Source organism: Flavobacterium sp. (genome assembly GCF_043722275.1).
Taxonomy (GTDB): Bacteria; Bacteroidota; Bacteroidia; order Flavobacteriales; family Flavobacteriaceae; genus Flavobacterium.
On the sequence record NZ_JAYSPC010000042.1, the window covers coordinates 14,044 to 33,361 of the forward strand.

A 19,318-nucleotide genomic window follows, 5' to 3' on the forward strand; every position below is an offset into this window, starting at 1 on the left:
TGATCCTTCGACTTCGCTCAGGACGACAGTTTTTTCAAAAGAAAAATCTGTTCAATCTGCAAAATCTGTGAGAAATAAAAAACACAAAGCATAGAAAAAAATCCGTTTTAATCCGCGCTTTCGCGTTAGCGAATCTGTATAATCCGTGTGCCATTTTTAAGTACCTATTTCCAGCTTTACACTTCAAGATTTTTCACAAATTTATTTTTTTGTTCGGCATAAAAAGAGCTTCTTCCAGTCGCTTTTTTATCGCCACAAAAAATATAAATTCATAAAAAATGCTTTCCGTTTCAATCTGGGGTAGAAACGGAATTAAGATGTTTAGTATTTTAAAAGAAATTTAGAAAAGTAAAATTGAAGTTTTAAATTTTTTGGCTCAAAAATTGGTTAGTTGAAAATGTACATTTAACAAACCAAAAACAAACAATCAAAATGCTAAAAAAAACCTTCAGATTTCTTGGCTGGACCATCCTCGGAATCATTACTTTTCTTGTTTTATATCTGATCTCCGTTTATCTGATTTCTAAAATAACCGTTAATTCAGATATTGCTAAAATCGAAGAAAAAGACGCAATTCCTATTTACATCCTTTCAAACGGAGTTCATACAGATATTGTAGTTCCAGTTGTAAATGACATTAAAGACTGGCGTAATGAAATTCAATTCAGTCAGACACAATCAAAAGATAGTACAATGCAATATATAGGTTTTGGCTGGGGCGATAAAGGATTTTATTTGCATACGCCAGAATGGTCAGATCTAAAAGCAAGTACGGCTTTAAAAGCTGCATTTGGAGTAAGTTCATCGGCAATGCACACAACATTTTTCAAACAATTAAAAGAAGGCGAAGATTGCAAACGCATTTTAGTTTCAAAAGAAAACTATCAAAAGTTAGTGACTTATATTTCAGAAAGTTTTCTTGATCCCAATCATCCACAATGGATTCAAGGTTATAGCTACGGAAAGAAAGATGCATTTTATGAAGCAAAAGGAAGTTATAGTTTATTTTTTACGTGTAATACCTGGGCAAATTGCGCTCTAAAAGCCGCCAACCAAAAAGCAAGTTTATGGACGGTTTATGATAAAGGGATTTTTTGTCATTATCAATAGAAGTGTATGAAAAAGATAATTATAGTATTCATTTTAATTACAGTTTTTGCTTCTTGTAAAAAGGCAGATCGTCCGGAATGTGAAAATTGTTTAGATTTTTATTTTGAAAGTCCGCAACCTGAAAATGATTCCGAGTTAAATGGATTTCCTTCAAAGTTTAAGGGTTTGTACATGGATAAGGATTCAATTTATCTAAGAATTGAAGAAGACAGGATTTTGCAGGAATATTTTATAAAATTTAAAGTTCATAAGCAAAAAATGGATTCCCTAAAATCTGAATATAATCTTGTTGATGCAAAATTGATTACTAAGGATACAAAAGAAAAATATAAGATATATCGAAAAGGAGATTCAATTGAGTTGGCACAAAAATTCATAGATACATTATTCAGGCTTTCATATAATCAAAAAGCAAAACGTATTAACGGACAATTGATTTTAAATACTAAAGATTCTGTTCTTTGGAAAATGAAAACAATATCATTAGAAAATAATATTCTTAAAATAAAAGAAATTAATTTACCAGAAGATTTAAGGAAATTTGATTCGGTCACGTTGATAAAAGGCAAAATGTTAGATTCACTTTCGTATTTAATTAAGCCAACACGTCGTGAATTTAAAAATATTTTAAAAATCAAAAATTTTGGAACGGATAAAAAATATAAAAAAGTTTCAAAATAGGATCTATAATTTGATTTGTGTAGTCCCTCGGGACAAAATAAATAATGTTTTTTCTATGCAATATTTAATCTCTACGAGATATTTTTAAATAATTATATACAAAATACTCCTTTAGGAGTTAAATGTTGATAGGAAAATATTACAGAAAATGTCGCGATAGAAATAATTTACCCCATCCAATTGTCCCGTAGGGCAATGTCATTAAGTTAAGGGGAAATCTATAAAATTACTTAACAGTTTAATTAAGAAAAGTAATTAGAAAAATCCGTTTTTATCAGCGTTTTCGCTTTAGCGAATCAGTAAAATCAGCGTCTAATTTTGAAGCGGATAAACAGATTTACTTCGTAAAAACGCGGATAAAAACGGATTTGATTTGCAATAATTTTATTTTTTAAAAGCTTAACTTAAATGACATTGCGCGTAGGGACTATCCAATCATCCAATCATCGAAAATAATAAACAACATGGAAAAAATGTAAAATTTCTCCAAAAACCAAGAATTCATTTTTTCAAATTATTGACTAAATTTGAGAGAATATCCAAAAAAACACATATCGTGAAAATCAAAAATATATTCTCAAAGTCTTGGTTTCTGCTCAAGAACGCCTTTTTAGAATTTAATGATGATAATGCCATTAAACTTAGTGCTGCATTATCCTATTATACCATATTTGCATTGCCACCTTTATTAATTATTATAATCACCATTTGCGGATTTTTCTTTGGGGAAGACGCCGTTACAGGACAGCTTTACGGTCAGATCAATGGTTTGGTGGGTAATGGCGCAGCAATTCAAATTCAGGAAGCAATAAAAAATGTTCAGCTTTCAGGAAGTAATGTTTTTGCAACTGTTTTCGGAGTTGTGATGTTGCTCATTGGTGCTTCAGGAGTTTTTGCTGAAATTCAGAGTTCAATAAATTTTATATGGGGATTGCGTGCAAAGCCGGATAAAGGAGTTAAAAAATTCATACAAAATCGGTTAATGTCATTTTCTATGATTGCTTCTGTTGGTTTTTTAATGTTAGTCAGTCTTTTTGTAAATACGACATTAGATGTGATGAGTACTCGTTTAAAAATGTATTTTCCGGAAAGTACCGTTTACTTGTTTTATGTAGTCAATACCTTAATTGTGCTGGCGAGTATAACGCTACTTTTTACAATTATTTTTAGAACTTTACCGGACGGAAAAATCAGATGGAAAGATGCTTTTATAGGATCAGGAGTTACCGCTGTACTTTTTATGATAGGTAAATTTGCAATTGGTTTTTATTTAGGAAGTTCTACAGTTGCCTCAGTTTACGGAGCAGCAGGATCTGTAATTATTATTTTGGTTTGGGTCTATTATTCGGCAATTATTCTGTATTTTGGAGCCGAATTTACTAAAGTATATGCAAAATCTTACGGAGGTCAAATTTCACCAAATGAATACTCAGTAGAAATAAAAAAAGAGATTTTAGAAATCGAACCCAAATAAATTTTGGACCATATAAGTAATTTAAGGTAATGAAAGTTTTACCATAATGAATTTACATAAATGTTCTTTGTTATTAACTAAGCAAATTTAAGTACTGTTATTAAATGAACTTATTTGACTTAAATGGTTTAAATATTAAAAATTAAATATGAAAATTATCGCCTTTGGAGGAAGTAACAGTCAGCATTCTATCAACAAACATTTTGCAACTTATGCAGCAAGTTTATTTGAAAATGCAGATGTTGAAGTTTTAGATTTAAACAATTATGCGATGCCTTTATTTAGTGTAGATCTCGAAAAAGAAATTGGTCAGCACGAACTCGCAAAAGCATTTCTTGCTAAAATTGAAAGTGCTGATGTTTTAGTAGTTTCTTTGGCAGAAAACAACGGTAACTATTCCGCTGCTTTCAAAAACCTTTTTGACTGGAGTTCACGAATAATGAAAGATGTTTTTCAGCTTAAACCAATGTTATTATTGGCGACTTCACCGGGAGCCCGAGGTGGAGCATCAGTTTTAGAAATTTCAAATAATGCATTACCAAGATATGGCGCACAAATCAAGGCTACTTTTTCATACCAACCTTTAGCGCTAATTTTAATTTGGAAGAAAATAAAATTTCGAATAAAGAGTTAGATAAAGAATTAAAAGATATTATTAAAGCTTGTTTTTAATCGATGACAATAAAAAAGATTACCGTTATATTTCTATTTCTGAATTTAATTTTTCTGCATTCATCATACTCTCAAAAGTATAGTGAAGTTGATAAAATAGTTTTAAAATATCCAAAACAATTTGATTCAACAGAAGATTTGGCAGAAAGAATTCAGAAGGATTTCACTTCAGAACATGATAGGGCGAGAGCAATTTACAGCTGGATTGCCTTTAATGTAAAATACGATTATGCTTCGTTTTTAAATCCACAGCGAACGCAGGGTTTTAGTTATTCTACCGAGGCTGAAAAACAAAGAAAAATTCAGCAAATCAATGATAAACTGATTCAGAAAACATTTAATTCCCAAAAAGCAGTTTGCGAAGGATTTACGGCTTTATATCAAAATTTAGCCGAATTAACAGGATTAAAATCCGAGATAATCAGAGGAGATTCTAAAACAAGATTAGCCGATATTGGTCGAAAAAATACCTCTTCAAATCACGCATGGAATATTGTTTTGATTGATAAAAAGTGGCGATTAATTGATGTTACCTGGGGTCAGGGATATTATGACGGCAGTAAAGGAAAAATGGTAAATGATTTTGATGCGGTTTATTTTGATACAGATCCTGATTATTTTTTCGCTAAACATTTTCCCGATTCCGGTTCTTATTTAGGAAATAAATTAAGCAAAGATGACTTTCTTAACGGACCTTTAATTTATAATAAGACAATTCAGAACGACTATAAAATTAAATCGCCAGATTATGGGATAATCGAAGCAAAATCCGGCGATAAAATAACTGTCGAAATCAAAAACATTTCAAAATCAGATCTTGTTTTCTATTTGAATAAAAAAAATCAGGCGGTCAAAATTCAAAACGCCAAAGAAAAACGAGGTGGTTTAGAATTCCAAATCACTTATGATAAAACTATTGGAGAATATCTCACCATTTTTGTAGATTCTTATAGTATTGTTTCTTTTAAAATAATCTCAAAATAATTATTTAGTAGCACAAGTTGATTTATATCATTTTCTTCTTTTATTGAATTGCCGTATCTTTATCAATTAAGGATTTTTTAAAAAATAATATAAAAGCAGAATTATGGAAACAACTTTTCTGAAATCAATTTTAGATAATGATTTCTATAAATTTACAATGCAACATGCTGTAATAAAACTTTTTCCAAAAGCAAAAGTGCGTTACGGTTTTATAAATAGAGGAAAACATATTTTTCCTCCCGGTTTTGCTGACTTACTTCGACGATCTGTTGATGCAATGGCAGATTTGAAACTCACAAAAAATGAAAAGCGCTATTTAGCTAAATTTTGCCCTTATCTCGATCCTACTTACTTAGATTTTTTGCAAGGATATAATTTTGATCCTTCCGAAGTTCAGATAACTCAGGAAGGTTCAGAAATAAAAGTTACGATTGAAGGTTTCTGGTATCGTACTATTTTATGGGAAGTTCCTTTAATGGCGTTAATCTCGGAACTTTTTTATAAAGCAAATCTTTTAATTCGGTTAAACGATGAAGCAATAAAAAGTGTAACCAAAGACAAAATTGATAATTATAATACATTAGGATTTTCAATTTTAGAATTTGGTACAAGGCGCCGTCATTCCTATGATGTTCATGTTTTGATTAATGAAACTTTACAAAGTTTTGGCTCACAAAGTTTCATTGGGACAAGTAATGTACATTTTGCAATGGTCAATAATATTCGTCCTTTAGGAACACATGCGCACGAATGGTTTATGTTTCATGCGGCTCAATATGGTTTTAAAATGGCCAATTCAATTAGTTTGGAACATTGGACTCAGGTTTACGGCGGTGATCTCGGAATTGCCTTAACAGATACTTATACAACCGATGTTTTCTTTGAACAATTTGATAAAAAATATTCTAAACTTTTTGATGGAGTTCGACATGATAGCGGAGATCCAATTGAGTTTGCGCAAAAAGTGATTTCGCATTATGAAAAAATGGGAATTGATCCAAAATCGAAAGTGATTGTTTTTTCGGATTCATTAAACTATGATAAAGTAAAACTCATAACCGATTTCTGTAAAGATAAAATCAAAATGTCATTTGGTATTGGAACAAATTTTACAAATGATGTAGGTTTGCCGCCAATGAATATGGTTATAAAATTAACCGAAGTTAAACTTGATAACACACATTGGCAAGGCGTTGTTAAACTTTCTGACGAAAAAAATAAAAATACAGGAACACCTGAAATGATTGATTTGGCAAAAGAAGTACTGGGAATCAAATAATAAATTTTTGTCTCAGAACTGATTTTTTCTACTTTTAAAGTGAGTATTATTTTAAAATCAATTTAAATAGAATTCAAAGCTGTTATTAATCATAACAAAAAAAAAATACGCTTTTATTTTTTACATAGAAATGGTACATTAGCCAAAAATCCAATTTACTTTATGCTAGAGCAAAATCAATATACCGAAGATAATATTCGATCACTCGATTGGAAGGAACATATCCGTATGCGTCCCGGAATGTATATCGGGAAATTGGGAGACGGATCTTCGCCGGATGATGGTATTTATATTCTTTTAAAAGAGGTTTTAGACAACTGTATCGATGAGTTCGTAATGGGCTCAGGAAAAACTATCGAGGTGACTATCAAGGATAAAACGGTTTCGGTTCGTGATTACGGACGTGGAATTCCGTTAGGAAAAGTAGTCGATGTAGTTTCAAAAATGAACACCGGAGGAAAGTACGATTCTAAAGCATTCCAGAAATCAGTAGGTTTAAATGGCGTTGGAACAAAAGCCGTAAATGCTTTATCGAATTATTTTCGTGTAGAATCAGTTCGTGATGACAAACAAAAAGGAGCTGAATTTTCTGCGGGAAATTTAGTTTTAGAAGAAGATATAATTGAAACAACAAAGCGAAAAGGAACAAAAGTAACCTTTACGCCAGATGAATCGATCTTTAAAAATTACAAATTCCGTATGGAATATGTCATTAAAATGGTGAAGAACTATTGTTACTTAAACAATGGTTTGACAATTATTTTTAATGGCGAAAAATACATTTCTGAAAATGGTCTTAGAGATTTATTAGAAGAAACAATTAGTGCCGAAGATCTTGAATATCCAATCATTCACTTAAAAGATCATGATATTGAGATTGCATTAACGCACAGCAAAACGCAATACAGCGAGGAATATCACTCTTTTGTAAACGGTCAGAATACCACGCAGGGAGGAACGCATTTAGTAGCTTACCGAGAAGCACTTGTAAAAACCATTCGTGAGTTTTACAACAAAAATTTCGAAGCTTCGGATGTTCGTAAATCGATCGTGAGTGCGATTAGTATTAAAGTTATGGAACCGGTTTTTGAGTCTCAGACCAAAACCAAATTAGGTTCTACAGATATGGGTTCTGATGATGGAACGCCTGCTGTTTCTGTCCGTACTTTTGTAAATGATTTTGTAAAGAATAAACTAGATAATTATTTACATAAAAATCCACCAACGGCAGAAGCTTTATTACGTAAAATTCTACAGGCAGAACGCGAACGTAAAGAGTTATCCGGAATTAGAAAACTGGCAACAGATCGTGCTAAAAAAGCGAATCTGCATAATAAAAAATTAAGGGATTGCCGAGCGCATCTTCCAGACACAAAAAACCCAAGAAACTTAGAAAGTACACTTTTTATTACCGAGGGAGATTCGGCTTCCGGATCGATTACAAAGTCGCGTGACGTAAATACTCAAGCCGTATTTAGTTTGCGTGGTAAGCCTTTGAACTCCTACGGAATGACGAAGAAAATTGTGTATGAAAATGAAGAATTTAATTTACTTCAAGCGGCGCTGGATATCGAAGACGGACTGGAAAAATTGCGTTACAACAATATCGTAATCGCAACCGATGCCGATGTCGATGGAATGCACATTCGTTTGTTATTGATTACTTTCTTTCTTCAATTTTTCCCCGAATTGATCAAAGAAGGACATTTGTATATTTTACAAACACCGCTTTTCAGGGTTCGAAATAAAAAGGAAACGATATATTGTTATTCAGATGAAGAAAGAAGAGATGCGATTGAAAAACTAAAACCAAAACCGGAAATCACTCGATTTAAAGGTTTGGGAGAAATTTCACCTGATGAGTTTAAAAATTTCATTGGAGAAACGATTCGCCTTGACCCAATTATGATGGATAAAAACACCTCGATAGAGCAATTATTGTCATTTTATATGGGAAAAAATACTCCGGACAGACAAGAGTTTATCATCAAGAATTTGAAGGTTGAGTTGGATGCTGTTGAAGCTGATGTTTAAAAGGAAAATGAAAATATGAAAACCGCAGCCACTGACTGCGGTTTTTGAGATATAAAAATCCGCGACAGTGTTGCGGAATTAATAATTTGAATTACGAAATCACTGATTTCGTAATTCAAAATGTAGTTATTATAGATTACTATAAAAATAAAATAAAATGATAAATAAAATATCGTTTAAAAATTATAAAGTGTTTAAGGAAAAGCAAACACTCGATTTAAAGCCAATTACAATATTGATAGGTAAAAATAACAGTGGAAAAAGCGCTGTTTTAAAATTACCAACATTAATTTCTGGAAGTTTAAGTGGTAAGTTTTCTCAACCATTTGAATTAGAAAATGAAGGGGTTAAGATTGCCAATGAATATAGAGATATTGTGTATGGAAGAACTTTTAAAGAGTTAGAGTTAGAACTTTTTCAAAAAAAACATTTATCTGATGAAATAGATTTTTTGAAGACTAAAATTTATATTAATGATAATGAGCCAATAATTGAAAGTTGGAATTGTAATAATCTTTTTAATCTTTTTAAGCAAGATGAAGATAATTATCAAAATGAGATTACAAATAAAATTCATGAAACACATTTTCAGGGAATTAATTTAAATTCAATTGAAGTTGTTGACGATTTGCCCCAACCGTCATCTTCAGATTTACCAAGTTTTAAAATTATTACAGATTTTATTGGCGCTATTAGACAAGAATCCAAGTTAAATTACCCATATTCAGCAATCATTCCTGAAAAATCAGCAAGTGATGGGAGTAATTTGTATCAATTTTTGATAGAAGATTATTTATCAACTGATAAGAAATATTTTACTCAAGTATCTAATTGGCTAAGTGAAAAATTTGAAGGATGGGAACTAAAAATAGACGTTGATGGTTATAAAAAAGAAATACCAGCAATAATAGAATTAGAGAATAAAGGTTTAAAAATAAATATTTCGCAAACAGGAATGGGTATTTGCCAAGTTTTACCTCTAATCATTAGAGCGTTTAAACCTTGTAAAGAAGAAACTTTGATAATTGTTGAAGAACCTGAGAGTCATTTACATCCTTACGCACATGCGCAAGTAGCACAGTTATTTTTTGAATCTTTAGCAATTGATCAAAATAAAAAGTATCTAATTGAAACTCATTCACAAAATTTTGTTTTACGAATGAGAAGATTAGTGGCAGAAGGGAAATTAAAATCAGAGGATTTAGCTATTTATTATGTAGATTTTAATACAATGAAAAATGAAAGTGAATTGACAGAAATAAAAGTAGATAATGGTGGCGGGGTTGAAAGATGGCCAGTTGGCGTATTTGGTGAAACAGTATTAGAAGCAAGAGCTATAATGAATGCAAATATTAATGATTTAAGAAATGTGGATTAATTTAACCAAGGAAATTTTCGAGAAGGCTGAATTTAAGAGTTTAAATTTCTTATATCAGATTCTTTCTTGGTATCCATCTAATAGTAATCCAAGATATAATATTATTGTTGATACAGAAGCTGTAAAACATACTACGAATTTTATTAAACTTTCATCTATCGAAAAAAATCTAAAAGAATTTTTAGATATAGAATTTTCTGATTTTGCTAATTCTCATTCAACCATCTCTTATAGAATATCTTATAAAGTAAAAAGCGGGAATTTTAATATTGAGGAATCAATTTTATTTTTTAATCAACCTGTTTCCATTGTTCTAGAAAACAATAAAAATGACAGCCAATTTATTATAGCTATTATAAAACATTTTGGGGATATAGAAGGGATAAATAAAGCTGAAGAACATTTGGATAATGGATGGATACAATTCGAAAATGCAGGTGGATGTTCAAATATTTCTAATTTTATAGAAGGATTTTTAAAAAAATTTAAAGTAATTGCAGATAAAAATAATAAGAGTGTTTCGGATTATTTTAGGGGAATTATCATTATTGATAGTGATAAAGAGTTTGAGATACAGGATTGTAAGCATTTAGAGTTAATTAAAAAACTTACAATATTAGGGGTAGAGAGCAATGTACATATTTTAGAAAAAAGAATGATGGAGAATTATCTCCCAAAAGATATCTTTGAAGAATTAAAAGGTCAAAGTTCGATTATTAAAAATGGAGATCTAAAAGATTGGTTAGATGTATATTTGAATTTAACCAATAAAGGACAAATGGACTATCTAAATATATCTGATGGATTTCCTCCTAAAAAAGATAAATTTGATATTGTAGGAGCAAGGAGGAATGTTAAACAAGAAATATTAAACTTTTTTTCATTATCAATTACTGATGTAAATTTTCAAAAGTTAGATAAAGGGTTTAAATTTCAAGGTTTTGATAAGGTTGGAAACTTAAAATCAAGTGGTAGTTTTAAGGAAGAATTTCCAAATCTTTTCAAAAAATCGACTGTAAATCGACAAAATTTACAAGTACGAGATGGAATAGGCGAACTACAAAATATTGCTAATAAAATTTCAAATTTATTATGAAGTCATCATTAAAAATTGATACTAGAGTTAGATCTTTAAAATATTTTCTTGGAGAATTCGAAAAAGGTGCATTTCAGATTCCATCATTTCAAAGAGATTTTTTATGGGAAATACCTGCTATTTTACAGCTATTTGATTCAATTAAAAATAAATATCCTATTGGATCTATTCAATTTTGGCAACCAGCAGAAGAAGGTGAAGTCTGGTTGGATAAAGATGTTAAAATAGGTCCGTATCGAGTAACGAAAAATTCAACAGAACCGAAACCAATATTTATATTAGACGGATTACAAAGATTATCTTCTCTTTTTGGTTGTTTAATTAATCCCGAAAAATACAATAAGGATAGATTAGACTTAAATCAAGAAGTATATGATGAAAAGTTTAGAATTTATTATGATTTGGAAGATCAAAATTTTTGTTATTTGAGAAGGAATGTAAAGCCAAAACAATTTCAAGTTCCGCTTTATGCTTTAATAAACACTACTGATTTTAGAAAATATTCTAGACAAACAATAGAAAAAATTGAGGATGAGTCTAAGATTGATTTATATCTAAGTAGGGCAGATGTTTTGGGAAATATTTTAAATGACTATGAAATAGCTTCTGTTGACATACTTAATGCATCGGTAGAAGAAGCTGTTGAGATATTTTGGAGAGTTAACAAAGAAGGTTTAGAGATTTCTAAAGATTGGATTGTAAATGCTTTAACCAATGATTCTACTTTTAAATTAAAAGATGAAATGGATTTATTGATTGAGAGACTTAAAATTTATAATTTTAATGGAATAAAAAGAGATATTTTATTTAATTGTATTCAAAGCTCATTTGGTAAACTTTCATTTGATGTAGATGTAGTAAGTTTAATAAAAAAAGATAGAAGTGCATTTATTACTACTACGCAGAAAACTATTATTTCTATAGAAAAGGCAGTACAGTTTTTATTTGAAAATATTAATGTATTATCTCATAAATTATTACCATCAAATTGGCAATTAATTTTTATTGTAGAGTTTTTTAATATAGTAGAGGAGCCTACAATAACACAGTTAAATGAATTAAAAAAGTGGTTTTGGGTAACCGTGTATTCTAATTATTTTACATTAATTGCATCAAATCCAAGTAAAAGAGGTAGAGCGTTTTTACAATTTAAAAATTATTTTAAAGGTATAGAAGAAACCGAATTAATTTTTAATGATGAGCCAAATGAACCAATTTCCTCTCCAAAATATAAATTTTCTACTTTTGGTTCTGTTCGATTTTGTGCAAATGTATTGTTTCAATTAAAAGATTATGAAATTTCGAGTGAAAATTGTTTAGGTTTTGAAACAATTAAATTAATTAATAAAGAATCGGAGTCTTTAGAAAATTTAGTTTATTTACCAATATTAATTAAAGACACGATTTCTATTTTAAATAATAAAAAACATAAAGATTTATCTTTTCTTTTAAGTCAGGAATATAAAGGTAAATTCTCAGAATTATTTATTACTGATGATATTCGGGATGCTTACGCTGATTTGGATGATAATGAAGTTCTAAAATTAAGACTTAAATTAATTATGGAAAAGGAAGAGGAATTTGTAAGGGAAGATTTGAAAATTGATTATCTTAAATAAAAAATAGATTTCACATACATGAAAGACGAAGAAGACGATAACATAATTCCAAACGACGACGAAAATAATTCTGAAGAGAACCAGATTGATGAAAATCAGGAAGGAGATAACGATGAAATTATCAACGTAGATGCTAAAAATTTTGAAGGACAGCATTTTTACGAAAATCAGGAAGAAGAAGGAGACGACATTATTACAAAAGTAACGGGAATGTACAAAGACTGGTTTCTGGATTATGCTTCATATGTAATTCTGGAGCGTGCAGTTCCGGCAATTGAAGATGGTTTTAAACCTGTTCAGCGTCGTATTATGCACTCGTTGAAAGAGTTGGATGATGGTCGTTATAATAAAGTTGCCAATGTTGTTGGTCACACCATGCAGTATCACCCACACGGAGATGCAAGTATTGGTGATGCAATGGTGCAAATAGGTCAGAAAGAATTATTAATTGACTGTCAGGGAAACTGGGGAAATATCTTAACGGGCGATGGTGCAGCGGCTTCTCGTTATATTGAAGCACGTTTATCTAAATTTGCCTTAGAAGTTATTTACAGCCCAAAAATTACGGATTGGGGTGTTTCATACGATGGCCGTCGTGCAGAACCAAACAATCTTCCGGTAAAGTTTCCGTTACTTTTGGCGCAAGGAGCAGAGGGAATTGCGGTTGGACTTTCGACTAAAGTTTTACCCCACAATTTTAATGAATTGATTGATGCTTCAATCAAGATTTTAAAAGGAAAGCCGTTTACATTATATCCGGATTTCATGACACAAGGTATTGCCGATGTGTCAAATTATCATGATGGACTTCGTGGTGGACGTGTTCGTGTTCGTGCTAAAATTGCTCAGTTAGACAAAAATACATTGGTGATTACGCAAATCCCGTTTTCGACCAATACCACAACTTTGATTGATAGTATTTTGAAAGCCAATGATAAAGGTAAAATCAAAATCAAGAAAATCGAAGACAATACGGCGGCAGATGTTGAGATTTTAATTCATCTTTTCCCTGGAGTTTCTCCGGATAAAACGATCGATGCTTTGTTTGCTTTTACAGCTTGCGAAACTTCTGTAGCGCCTTTAGGTTGCGTTATTGAAGATAACAAACCGTTGTTTATTGGAGTTTCTGAAATGTTGAAAATTTCAACACACAGAACGGTTGATTTACTTAAGCAGGAATTAGAAATTCAATTAGAAGAATTAAAAAATAAATGGCATTTTTCTACTTTAGAAAAAATCTTCATTCGTGAAGAAATGTACATTGAATTCAAATTATATTCTGATAGGGAATCGCTGTATAAATATTTATATGATAGATTTGAGCCTTTCAAAAAATCATTTGTTAGAGAAATCACTGATGATGATTTGCAAAAACTGACTCAAATTCCAATGATTCGTATTACTCGTTTTGACTCTGATAAAGCCGATGATTTCATCTCTAAGTTAGAAGATGAAATGAAAGAAGTACAACATCATTTAGCTAATTTGATAGATTTTGCAATTGCTTATTTCGCGAAGTTAAAAGAAAAATATGGAAAAGGCCGTGAACGCCAGACTGAGCTTCGTGTTTTTGATAATGTTGAGGCTACAAAAGTAGTTTTACGTAACACAAAATTGTATGTAAACCGCGAAGAGGGTTTCGTAGGAACCAGTTTGAAAAAAGACGAATATCTTACAGATTGTTCTGATATTGATGATGTAATTGTGTTTTTGCGTGACGGAAAAATGCTGGTAACAAAAGTCGATGCCAAAACATTTGTTGGTAAAGATATTATTCATATTGCGATTTTTGATAAGAGTGATAAACGTACGATTTACAATATGATGTATCGTGACGGAAAATCAGGTCCGTCTTATATTAAGCGTTTCAATGTGTCCGGCGTGACACGTGATAAACCTTATGATTTAACAAATGAAACAGCTGGTTCTCAAGTCGTTTATTTTTCACACAATCCTAACGGAGAAGCTGAGGTAATTACTATTTTATTGCGTCAGGTAGGAACGATTAAAAAATTGAAATTTGATATTGATTTTGCCAAATTAGCAATTAAAGGCCGAGCTTCAAAAGGAAACCTGGTAACTAAATATCCAATCAAAAAAATTGAATTAAAAGAGAAAGGAATTTCGACTTTATTACCAAGAAAAGTTTGGTTTGACGATACTGTAAAACGTTTAAATGTTGATGCGCGAGGTGAATTATTGGGTGAATTTAAACCTAGTGATAAAATACTAATCATTAATCAAAGTGGTAAATTAAAGGTTATTATTCCTGAATTATCTACTCATTTTGATGAAGACATGATTGTTTTGGAGAAATTTAATCCTAAAAAACCAATCTCTGCTATTTATTTTGACGGAGAAAAAGAACGTTATTATTTAAAACGTTTTCTCGTTGAAACGGATAAAGAGGAAAGCTTTATTACGGAACATCCAAACTCGCAATTAGAAATTGTATCTACAGATTATCGTCCGGTAGCGCAATTAATTTTTGCAAAAGTAAAAGGAGTTCAAAAAGAAGATTTGCACATAGATGTTGAAGATTTTATAGCTGTAAAAGGTTTCAAAGCATTAGGAAATCAACTGACAACAGATAAATTAAAACAAGTTAATTTACTCGATCCATTGCCTTATGAAGAACCAATTGAAGAAGTTCCTGAAAAACCAGAAATAGATGAAACTGTAGAAACAGAACTTGATGACGACGGTCAGATAGGTTTAGTTTTAGATTAATATAAAACGAAAACGCTAAGTTATCTTAGCGTTTTTTTATAATTTGATTTTTAATTTTTCAGATTATTTTTCTTTAATTTATTATTCTCGGCTATAAAAGCAGCATTATTTTTGAAAGGATTGTATTTTTAATTTGACATTTTTAATAGTTAACCCTATAATTATTTATTATAATTTATAAGGGATATAGTATTGAAAATGGAATTCTATTTTTGAATTAAAAGGCAGAAATGAAGAGTAAACTCATTTTTATAGTGCTATTATTTTGTAGTTGTACAAATAATAAATTTTATGGACATGTTTATGATTATGACACTAATAGACCTATCGAAAATGTTCATATCGATATCAATGGTATTAAATTGCAAACAGATAGTTCAGGATATTTTTATTTAAAAGTAAGATCAAATTCCAGACTTAAAGTGACTTTAAAGAAGAACGGATATTCAACTAAAAAGCTTTATCGAACGCCAGATTCTCAAGGCGAGTTTTCTAAAAGAAATTTAAGCAACAATAAAATTTATTTATTTAATAAGGAAAGTGACTTTTCTAAAAAATAATTCAATTTGAAACAAAATTTAAGTTAGGATTGGCAATAGATTTGGTGAATAGAATAAAAAAAACGCTAAGATTATCTTAGCGTTTTTTATATAATTGTTTTTCTTGGAATTAGTTTTCTAAAATATTTATCAATTCTTGCTTAATCCATTTTACTTCGTTATTTTCAATAATAACCGTCATTGTATCACCATCTTTTACTTCTCCGGAGATTATTTTTTTAGCCAATGGTCGTCGCAAATGACTTCTTATAATACTTTTAATAGGTCTTGCTCCGTATTTTGCATTGTATCCATTTTCGGCAAGATAAAGTTTAGCTTCCATCGGGATTTCGACTTTGATATTGATATTCTTTAATAAATCCATGAATTCTTTTTTAAGATGGATTTCGAATATTTTCAAAGCATTTTCCTTACTGATAGGCGCAAAAGGTACAATTTCAGTCAATCGTCCTAAAAATTCAGGTCTGAAATAATTTCCCATAATCTCCATCAATGAAGTTGAAGTTGGAATTTTACCACTATTGAATGTATCAACAATATGATCAGCTCCAATATTTGAGGTAAAAAGAATAATAGCATTTGAAAAATCACCTTCTTTTCCTAATCGATCGTGTAATTTTCCTTCATCCATAATTTGAAGAAAGACATCGTAAACAGAAGCATGCGCTTTTTCAATTTCATCAAATAAAACAATGGAGTATGGTTTTTGTCTGATCTTGTTTACTAATAATCCGCCTTCTTCATAACCTACATATCCGGGAGGCGCTCCATAAAGCAACGCTGCTGAATGTTCCTCTTTAAATTCCGACATATCAAATCGGATTATGGCGTTTTCATCCTGAAAAAGAAATTCGGCTAAACTTTTTGCTAATTCTGTTTTTCCCGTTCCGGTTGGTCCTAAAAAAAAGAACGACGCAATAGGTTGTCCGGCTTTACTCAATCCGGATCTTGATTCTAAAATTGACCCTGCAACTGTTTCAATACAATGATCCTGACCAATAACTCTTTTATTTAAAACTTCTTCAATATTATTAAGTTTCTGTTTTTCTTCTTCTTTAAGTTTCCCCGCAGGAATTCCGGTTTTTTTAGCAATGATTAGCGATAAGTCAAATGCTTCAATATGAACACGTTTATCTAATGCTTTTTCTTCAAGAGTTTTAATAAGACTCTCAATATAATTGATTATCGATGTAGAATTGTCAAAATTTTTATCGTCATTTTGCTCATCTACATCCATTAAAAATGCTGTTTTATGAATTAAATCTGTCAAAAACCAATTAGCTTCCTTAACTAATTGATCTTCTGATAAAGCAGCATCATTTTGCTTTAAATTGGAAAGTTTATCAAGAATAGATTGTTTTTCCTTTAAAAAAGTTTCACCTGAAGTTTTCAAAACTGACATCGTGTGATCGATAAGATTTATGGCAGATTCTGGTAAGCTTTTCTCTTTTAAATATCGGCGTGATAACCGTATTGATTCTGATATAGTTTCATCATCAATTTGTATTTTATGATGTTCCTGATAGGTTTTAATCGATTCACGAATCATTCGGAATAAAGTATCATCATCTGATTCTTCGAGTTTTACAATTTCAAACATTCCCGAAAGACCTTGTTCTTTTTCAATTCTTTTTGAATATTCATCAATTGTAGAAGTAGCAATTATATTCAAACCTTTTGCTAATTCACCTTTTAATACATTCGAAACTCCGGAATCCCCTCCATTTTTATCTAGTAGCGTATGAATTTCTTCAATTATAAGAATTGCTTTTGGATACTGTTTCAATTCCTGAATACAGTTTTTTAAGCGATCTTCGATTTCGCCTTTATAGGAAGCTCCGGCAATTAACGACGATAAATCCAATTCAAAAAGCTGCACTTTGTTCAATGCATCCGGAACCTGATTCGAGATTACATTTTGAACCAGAGTATCAATCAATATCGATTTCCCAATTCCTCGGTCACCAATTAAAAGCACATTGGGTTTAGAGAATCGGCAAAGAATTTCTTTTATCGTATTTAATTCCGTTTCACGACCAATGGCAAGTATTCGGTTCTTTTTTTTCTCAATATTTTTATGGATAGCATATTTACCTAAAAATCCTTTTTTTACTTCCTGTTTGGTATTATTTTCATTTTGTGGAATAATTACCTGATCTTCGAGCAGTTCATTTCTCGAAATAGGATACGTTTTCATTTGGTCAAAATTAAAACCTACGCCAGGCGAACTGATCGCTGCAATAATGGCATAAAGGCTAATTTCATCCTCATTTAATGCAATTCGCACTTGTTCTGCTTCTTTTATGATATCATCAATCAAATCACTTGGTTCGGCATCGAGAACATTAGTTGTCTTCGGTTCCTCTTCCATGCGTACTTCTGCCCATTCATCAAGATAATAAACATCCTTGCCCATAGCTTCAAGACGTTTTAAAAGAGATAAATCCCGGTTTAAAACAGCTTTTAATAAATGAGATGCTGAGTAATACTTATTTAAATTGGCTTTAGCAATTTTTTTAGCAATTTCCAGTGCGCTTAATAATTCTATGCTGAAAACATTTTTTTCTTCTTCCATAAAATTTAATCTTTAGACCAGATCAGGTATTTTTTGACCTTGTAGCTGATATTTAATCCTTTAATACAATTGTTTTGTTTGTCTTTATTAAGGCGAATTGATTCTATCCTGATTTTTTTTCCTTTGATTGCTGCACATAATTGAGAAAAAGTAATCAGATCGGCATCATTTTTCACAATTGGAATATCAAGATCATCACACAAATATTCGGCAAAATCATCTTTTACTTTACTTCCTTCAGCGACTTTATTCAGTAAAATTTCAAACTGATCTTCAGATATTTTAGGCGCTTTTTTAACGACCTCAACACTATCTTTTTTTGTTTTATTTTTTGGCGCAACCGGAACATATTGCAGCATTTCGTCTAGTGGATCTTTTTTTGCTGTTCCTCTTGGTAATGCAAAAGCTTCGGCACTTTTTTCATAAACATAAGAGGTCACATCTAGCGGATTTGTCTTTTTTATCACCCTCGGATGAACATAAATAACCCTTTTTGCAACTGTGCTAAAGTTTCCGTTTATAACAAGAGTAATTGTTTTTTCACCCGGAGTTGCAAAAGTATAAACAGGGTCCGGCGAAGTTTCATCAATACCTCTGTTTTCACCAAATGCCCATTCCCAGGTTTTAGCTTCTGCAGATACAGATTTGAAATATGTGGGTTGACCCGCCGTAATAATTTTGGGGATAATAATCTGAGGAGTTCCTAATTTATCGACAGCATATTTGTCTTTAATATCAATTTCTTTTGTGTGCATGCAATCCCCATTTATCGTTAGGCTTACAAAGTATTTTCCCGGTTTTTTATAGATATGAAAAGTATGTTTTCTTACATCAGTTTCAGAGCCGTCGCCAAAATTCCATTGCCATGATTTTGCATTAGGCGTTTTGTCAAAAAACTCAATAGATTCCTCGGTTTGCGAGTTGTCTGAGAAGACATAAAACTTAGCATTTTCACAATCTACATGATTGAAAAACTGGACAATAAAAACAATAATTCCAATTAACAGCAAGATGGCAAAGAAAAACACAACTCTAATATCAATATTTTTTTTAAACATTTTAAAATTTTATTTTTTTTACAACGTCAGATTATTTTTAACAAAAGGAAAACAAAAGTAGCTTTTAA

General features: G+C 30.9%; 13 protein-coding genes and 1 pseudogene. 12 read left to right on the top strand and 2 right to left on the bottom strand.

Annotated elements, in window-relative coordinates:
• Positions 1–432 precede the first annotated feature (432 nt).
• The 12 genes and pseudogenes from ACHZDT_RS05300 (at position 433) to ACHZDT_RS05355 (ending at position 15,617) form a co-directional block, all read left to right on the top strand.
• Complete coding sequence (locus ACHZDT_RS05300) at positions 433–1,110, top strand: TIGR02117 family protein (protein ID WP_394773599.1); 678 nt, start codon at positions 433–435, stop codon at positions 1,108–1,110.
• 6 nt (positions 1,111–1,116) lie between these two features.
• Positions 1,117–1,791: a hypothetical protein gene (locus ACHZDT_RS05305; protein WP_394773600.1), complete on the top strand. Its 675-nt coding sequence runs from the start codon at positions 1,117–1,119 to the stop codon at positions 1,789–1,791.
• Between the two features lie 556 nt (positions 1,792–2,347).
• On the top strand, positions 2,348–3,265 hold the full coding sequence (locus ACHZDT_RS05310; RefSeq protein ID WP_394773601.1) for a YihY/virulence factor BrkB family protein: 918 nt from the start codon (positions 2,348–2,350) through the stop codon (positions 3,263–3,265).
• Between the two features lie 148 nt (positions 3,266–3,413).
• Positions 3,414–3,937, top strand: a pseudogene (locus ACHZDT_RS05315) (NADPH-dependent FMN reductase).
• A gap of 3 nt (positions 3,938–3,940) precedes the next feature.
• Complete coding sequence (locus ACHZDT_RS05320; RefSeq protein ID WP_394773602.1) at positions 3,941–4,921, top strand: transglutaminase domain-containing protein; 981 nt, start codon at positions 3,941–3,943, stop codon at positions 4,919–4,921.
• 103 nt (positions 4,922–5,024) lie between these two features.
• Positions 5,025–6,200, top strand: a complete 1,176-nt coding sequence (gene pncB / locus ACHZDT_RS05325; RefSeq protein ID WP_394773603.1) for a nicotinate phosphoribosyltransferase — start codon at positions 5,025–5,027, stop codon at positions 6,198–6,200.
• A 162-nt stretch (positions 6,201–6,362) separates the two neighbouring features.
• Entirely contained in the window at positions 6,363–8,234 is a 1,872-nt protein-coding gene (locus tag ACHZDT_RS05330; protein WP_394773604.1) for a DNA topoisomerase IV subunit B, read from the top strand.
• 157 nt (positions 8,235–8,391) lie between these two features.
• On the top strand, positions 8,392–9,612 hold the full coding sequence (locus ACHZDT_RS05335; RefSeq protein WP_394773605.1) for a DUF3696 domain-containing protein: 1,221 nt from the start codon (positions 8,392–8,394) through the stop codon (positions 9,610–9,612).
• On the top strand, positions 9,602–10,708 hold the full coding sequence (locus ACHZDT_RS05340; protein WP_394773606.1) for a hypothetical protein: 1,107 nt from the start codon (positions 9,602–9,604) through the stop codon (positions 10,706–10,708). Before ACHZDT_RS05335 ends, ACHZDT_RS05340 begins: the two co-directional genes overlap by 11 nt.
• Positions 10,705–12,327, top strand: a complete 1,623-nt coding sequence (locus ACHZDT_RS05345; protein WP_394773607.1) for a DUF262 domain-containing protein — start codon at positions 10,705–10,707, stop codon at positions 12,325–12,327. Before ACHZDT_RS05340 ends, ACHZDT_RS05345 begins: the two co-directional genes overlap by 4 nt.
• 18 nt (positions 12,328–12,345) lie before the next feature.
• Positions 12,346–15,057, top strand: a complete 2,712-nt coding sequence (locus ACHZDT_RS05350) for a DNA gyrase/topoisomerase IV subunit A (RefSeq protein ID WP_394773608.1) — start codon at positions 12,346–12,348, stop codon at positions 15,055–15,057.
• 230 nt (positions 15,058–15,287) lie between these two features.
• Entirely contained in the window at positions 15,288–15,617 is a 330-nt protein-coding gene (locus tag ACHZDT_RS05355; protein ID WP_394773609.1) for a hypothetical protein, read from the top strand.
• A 109-nt stretch (positions 15,618–15,726) separates the two neighbouring features.
• Here ACHZDT_RS05355 and ACHZDT_RS05360 read toward each other — a convergent pair whose 3' ends face one another.
• Both ACHZDT_RS05360 and ACHZDT_RS05365 read right to left on the bottom strand, forming a co-directional pair.
• Positions 15,727–18,192 (bottom strand): AAA family ATPase, encoded by a 2,466-nt coding sequence (locus ACHZDT_RS05360; protein ID WP_394773610.1) that lies wholly within the window; start codon positions 18,190–18,192, stop codon positions 15,727–15,729.
• A gap of 5 nt (positions 18,193–18,197) precedes the next feature.
• Positions 18,198–19,250: a PKD domain-containing protein gene (locus ACHZDT_RS05365; RefSeq protein ID WP_394773611.1), complete on the bottom strand. Its 1,053-nt coding sequence runs from the start codon at positions 19,248–19,250 to the stop codon at positions 18,198–18,200.
• Between the last annotated feature and the right edge of the window lie 68 nt (positions 19,251–19,318).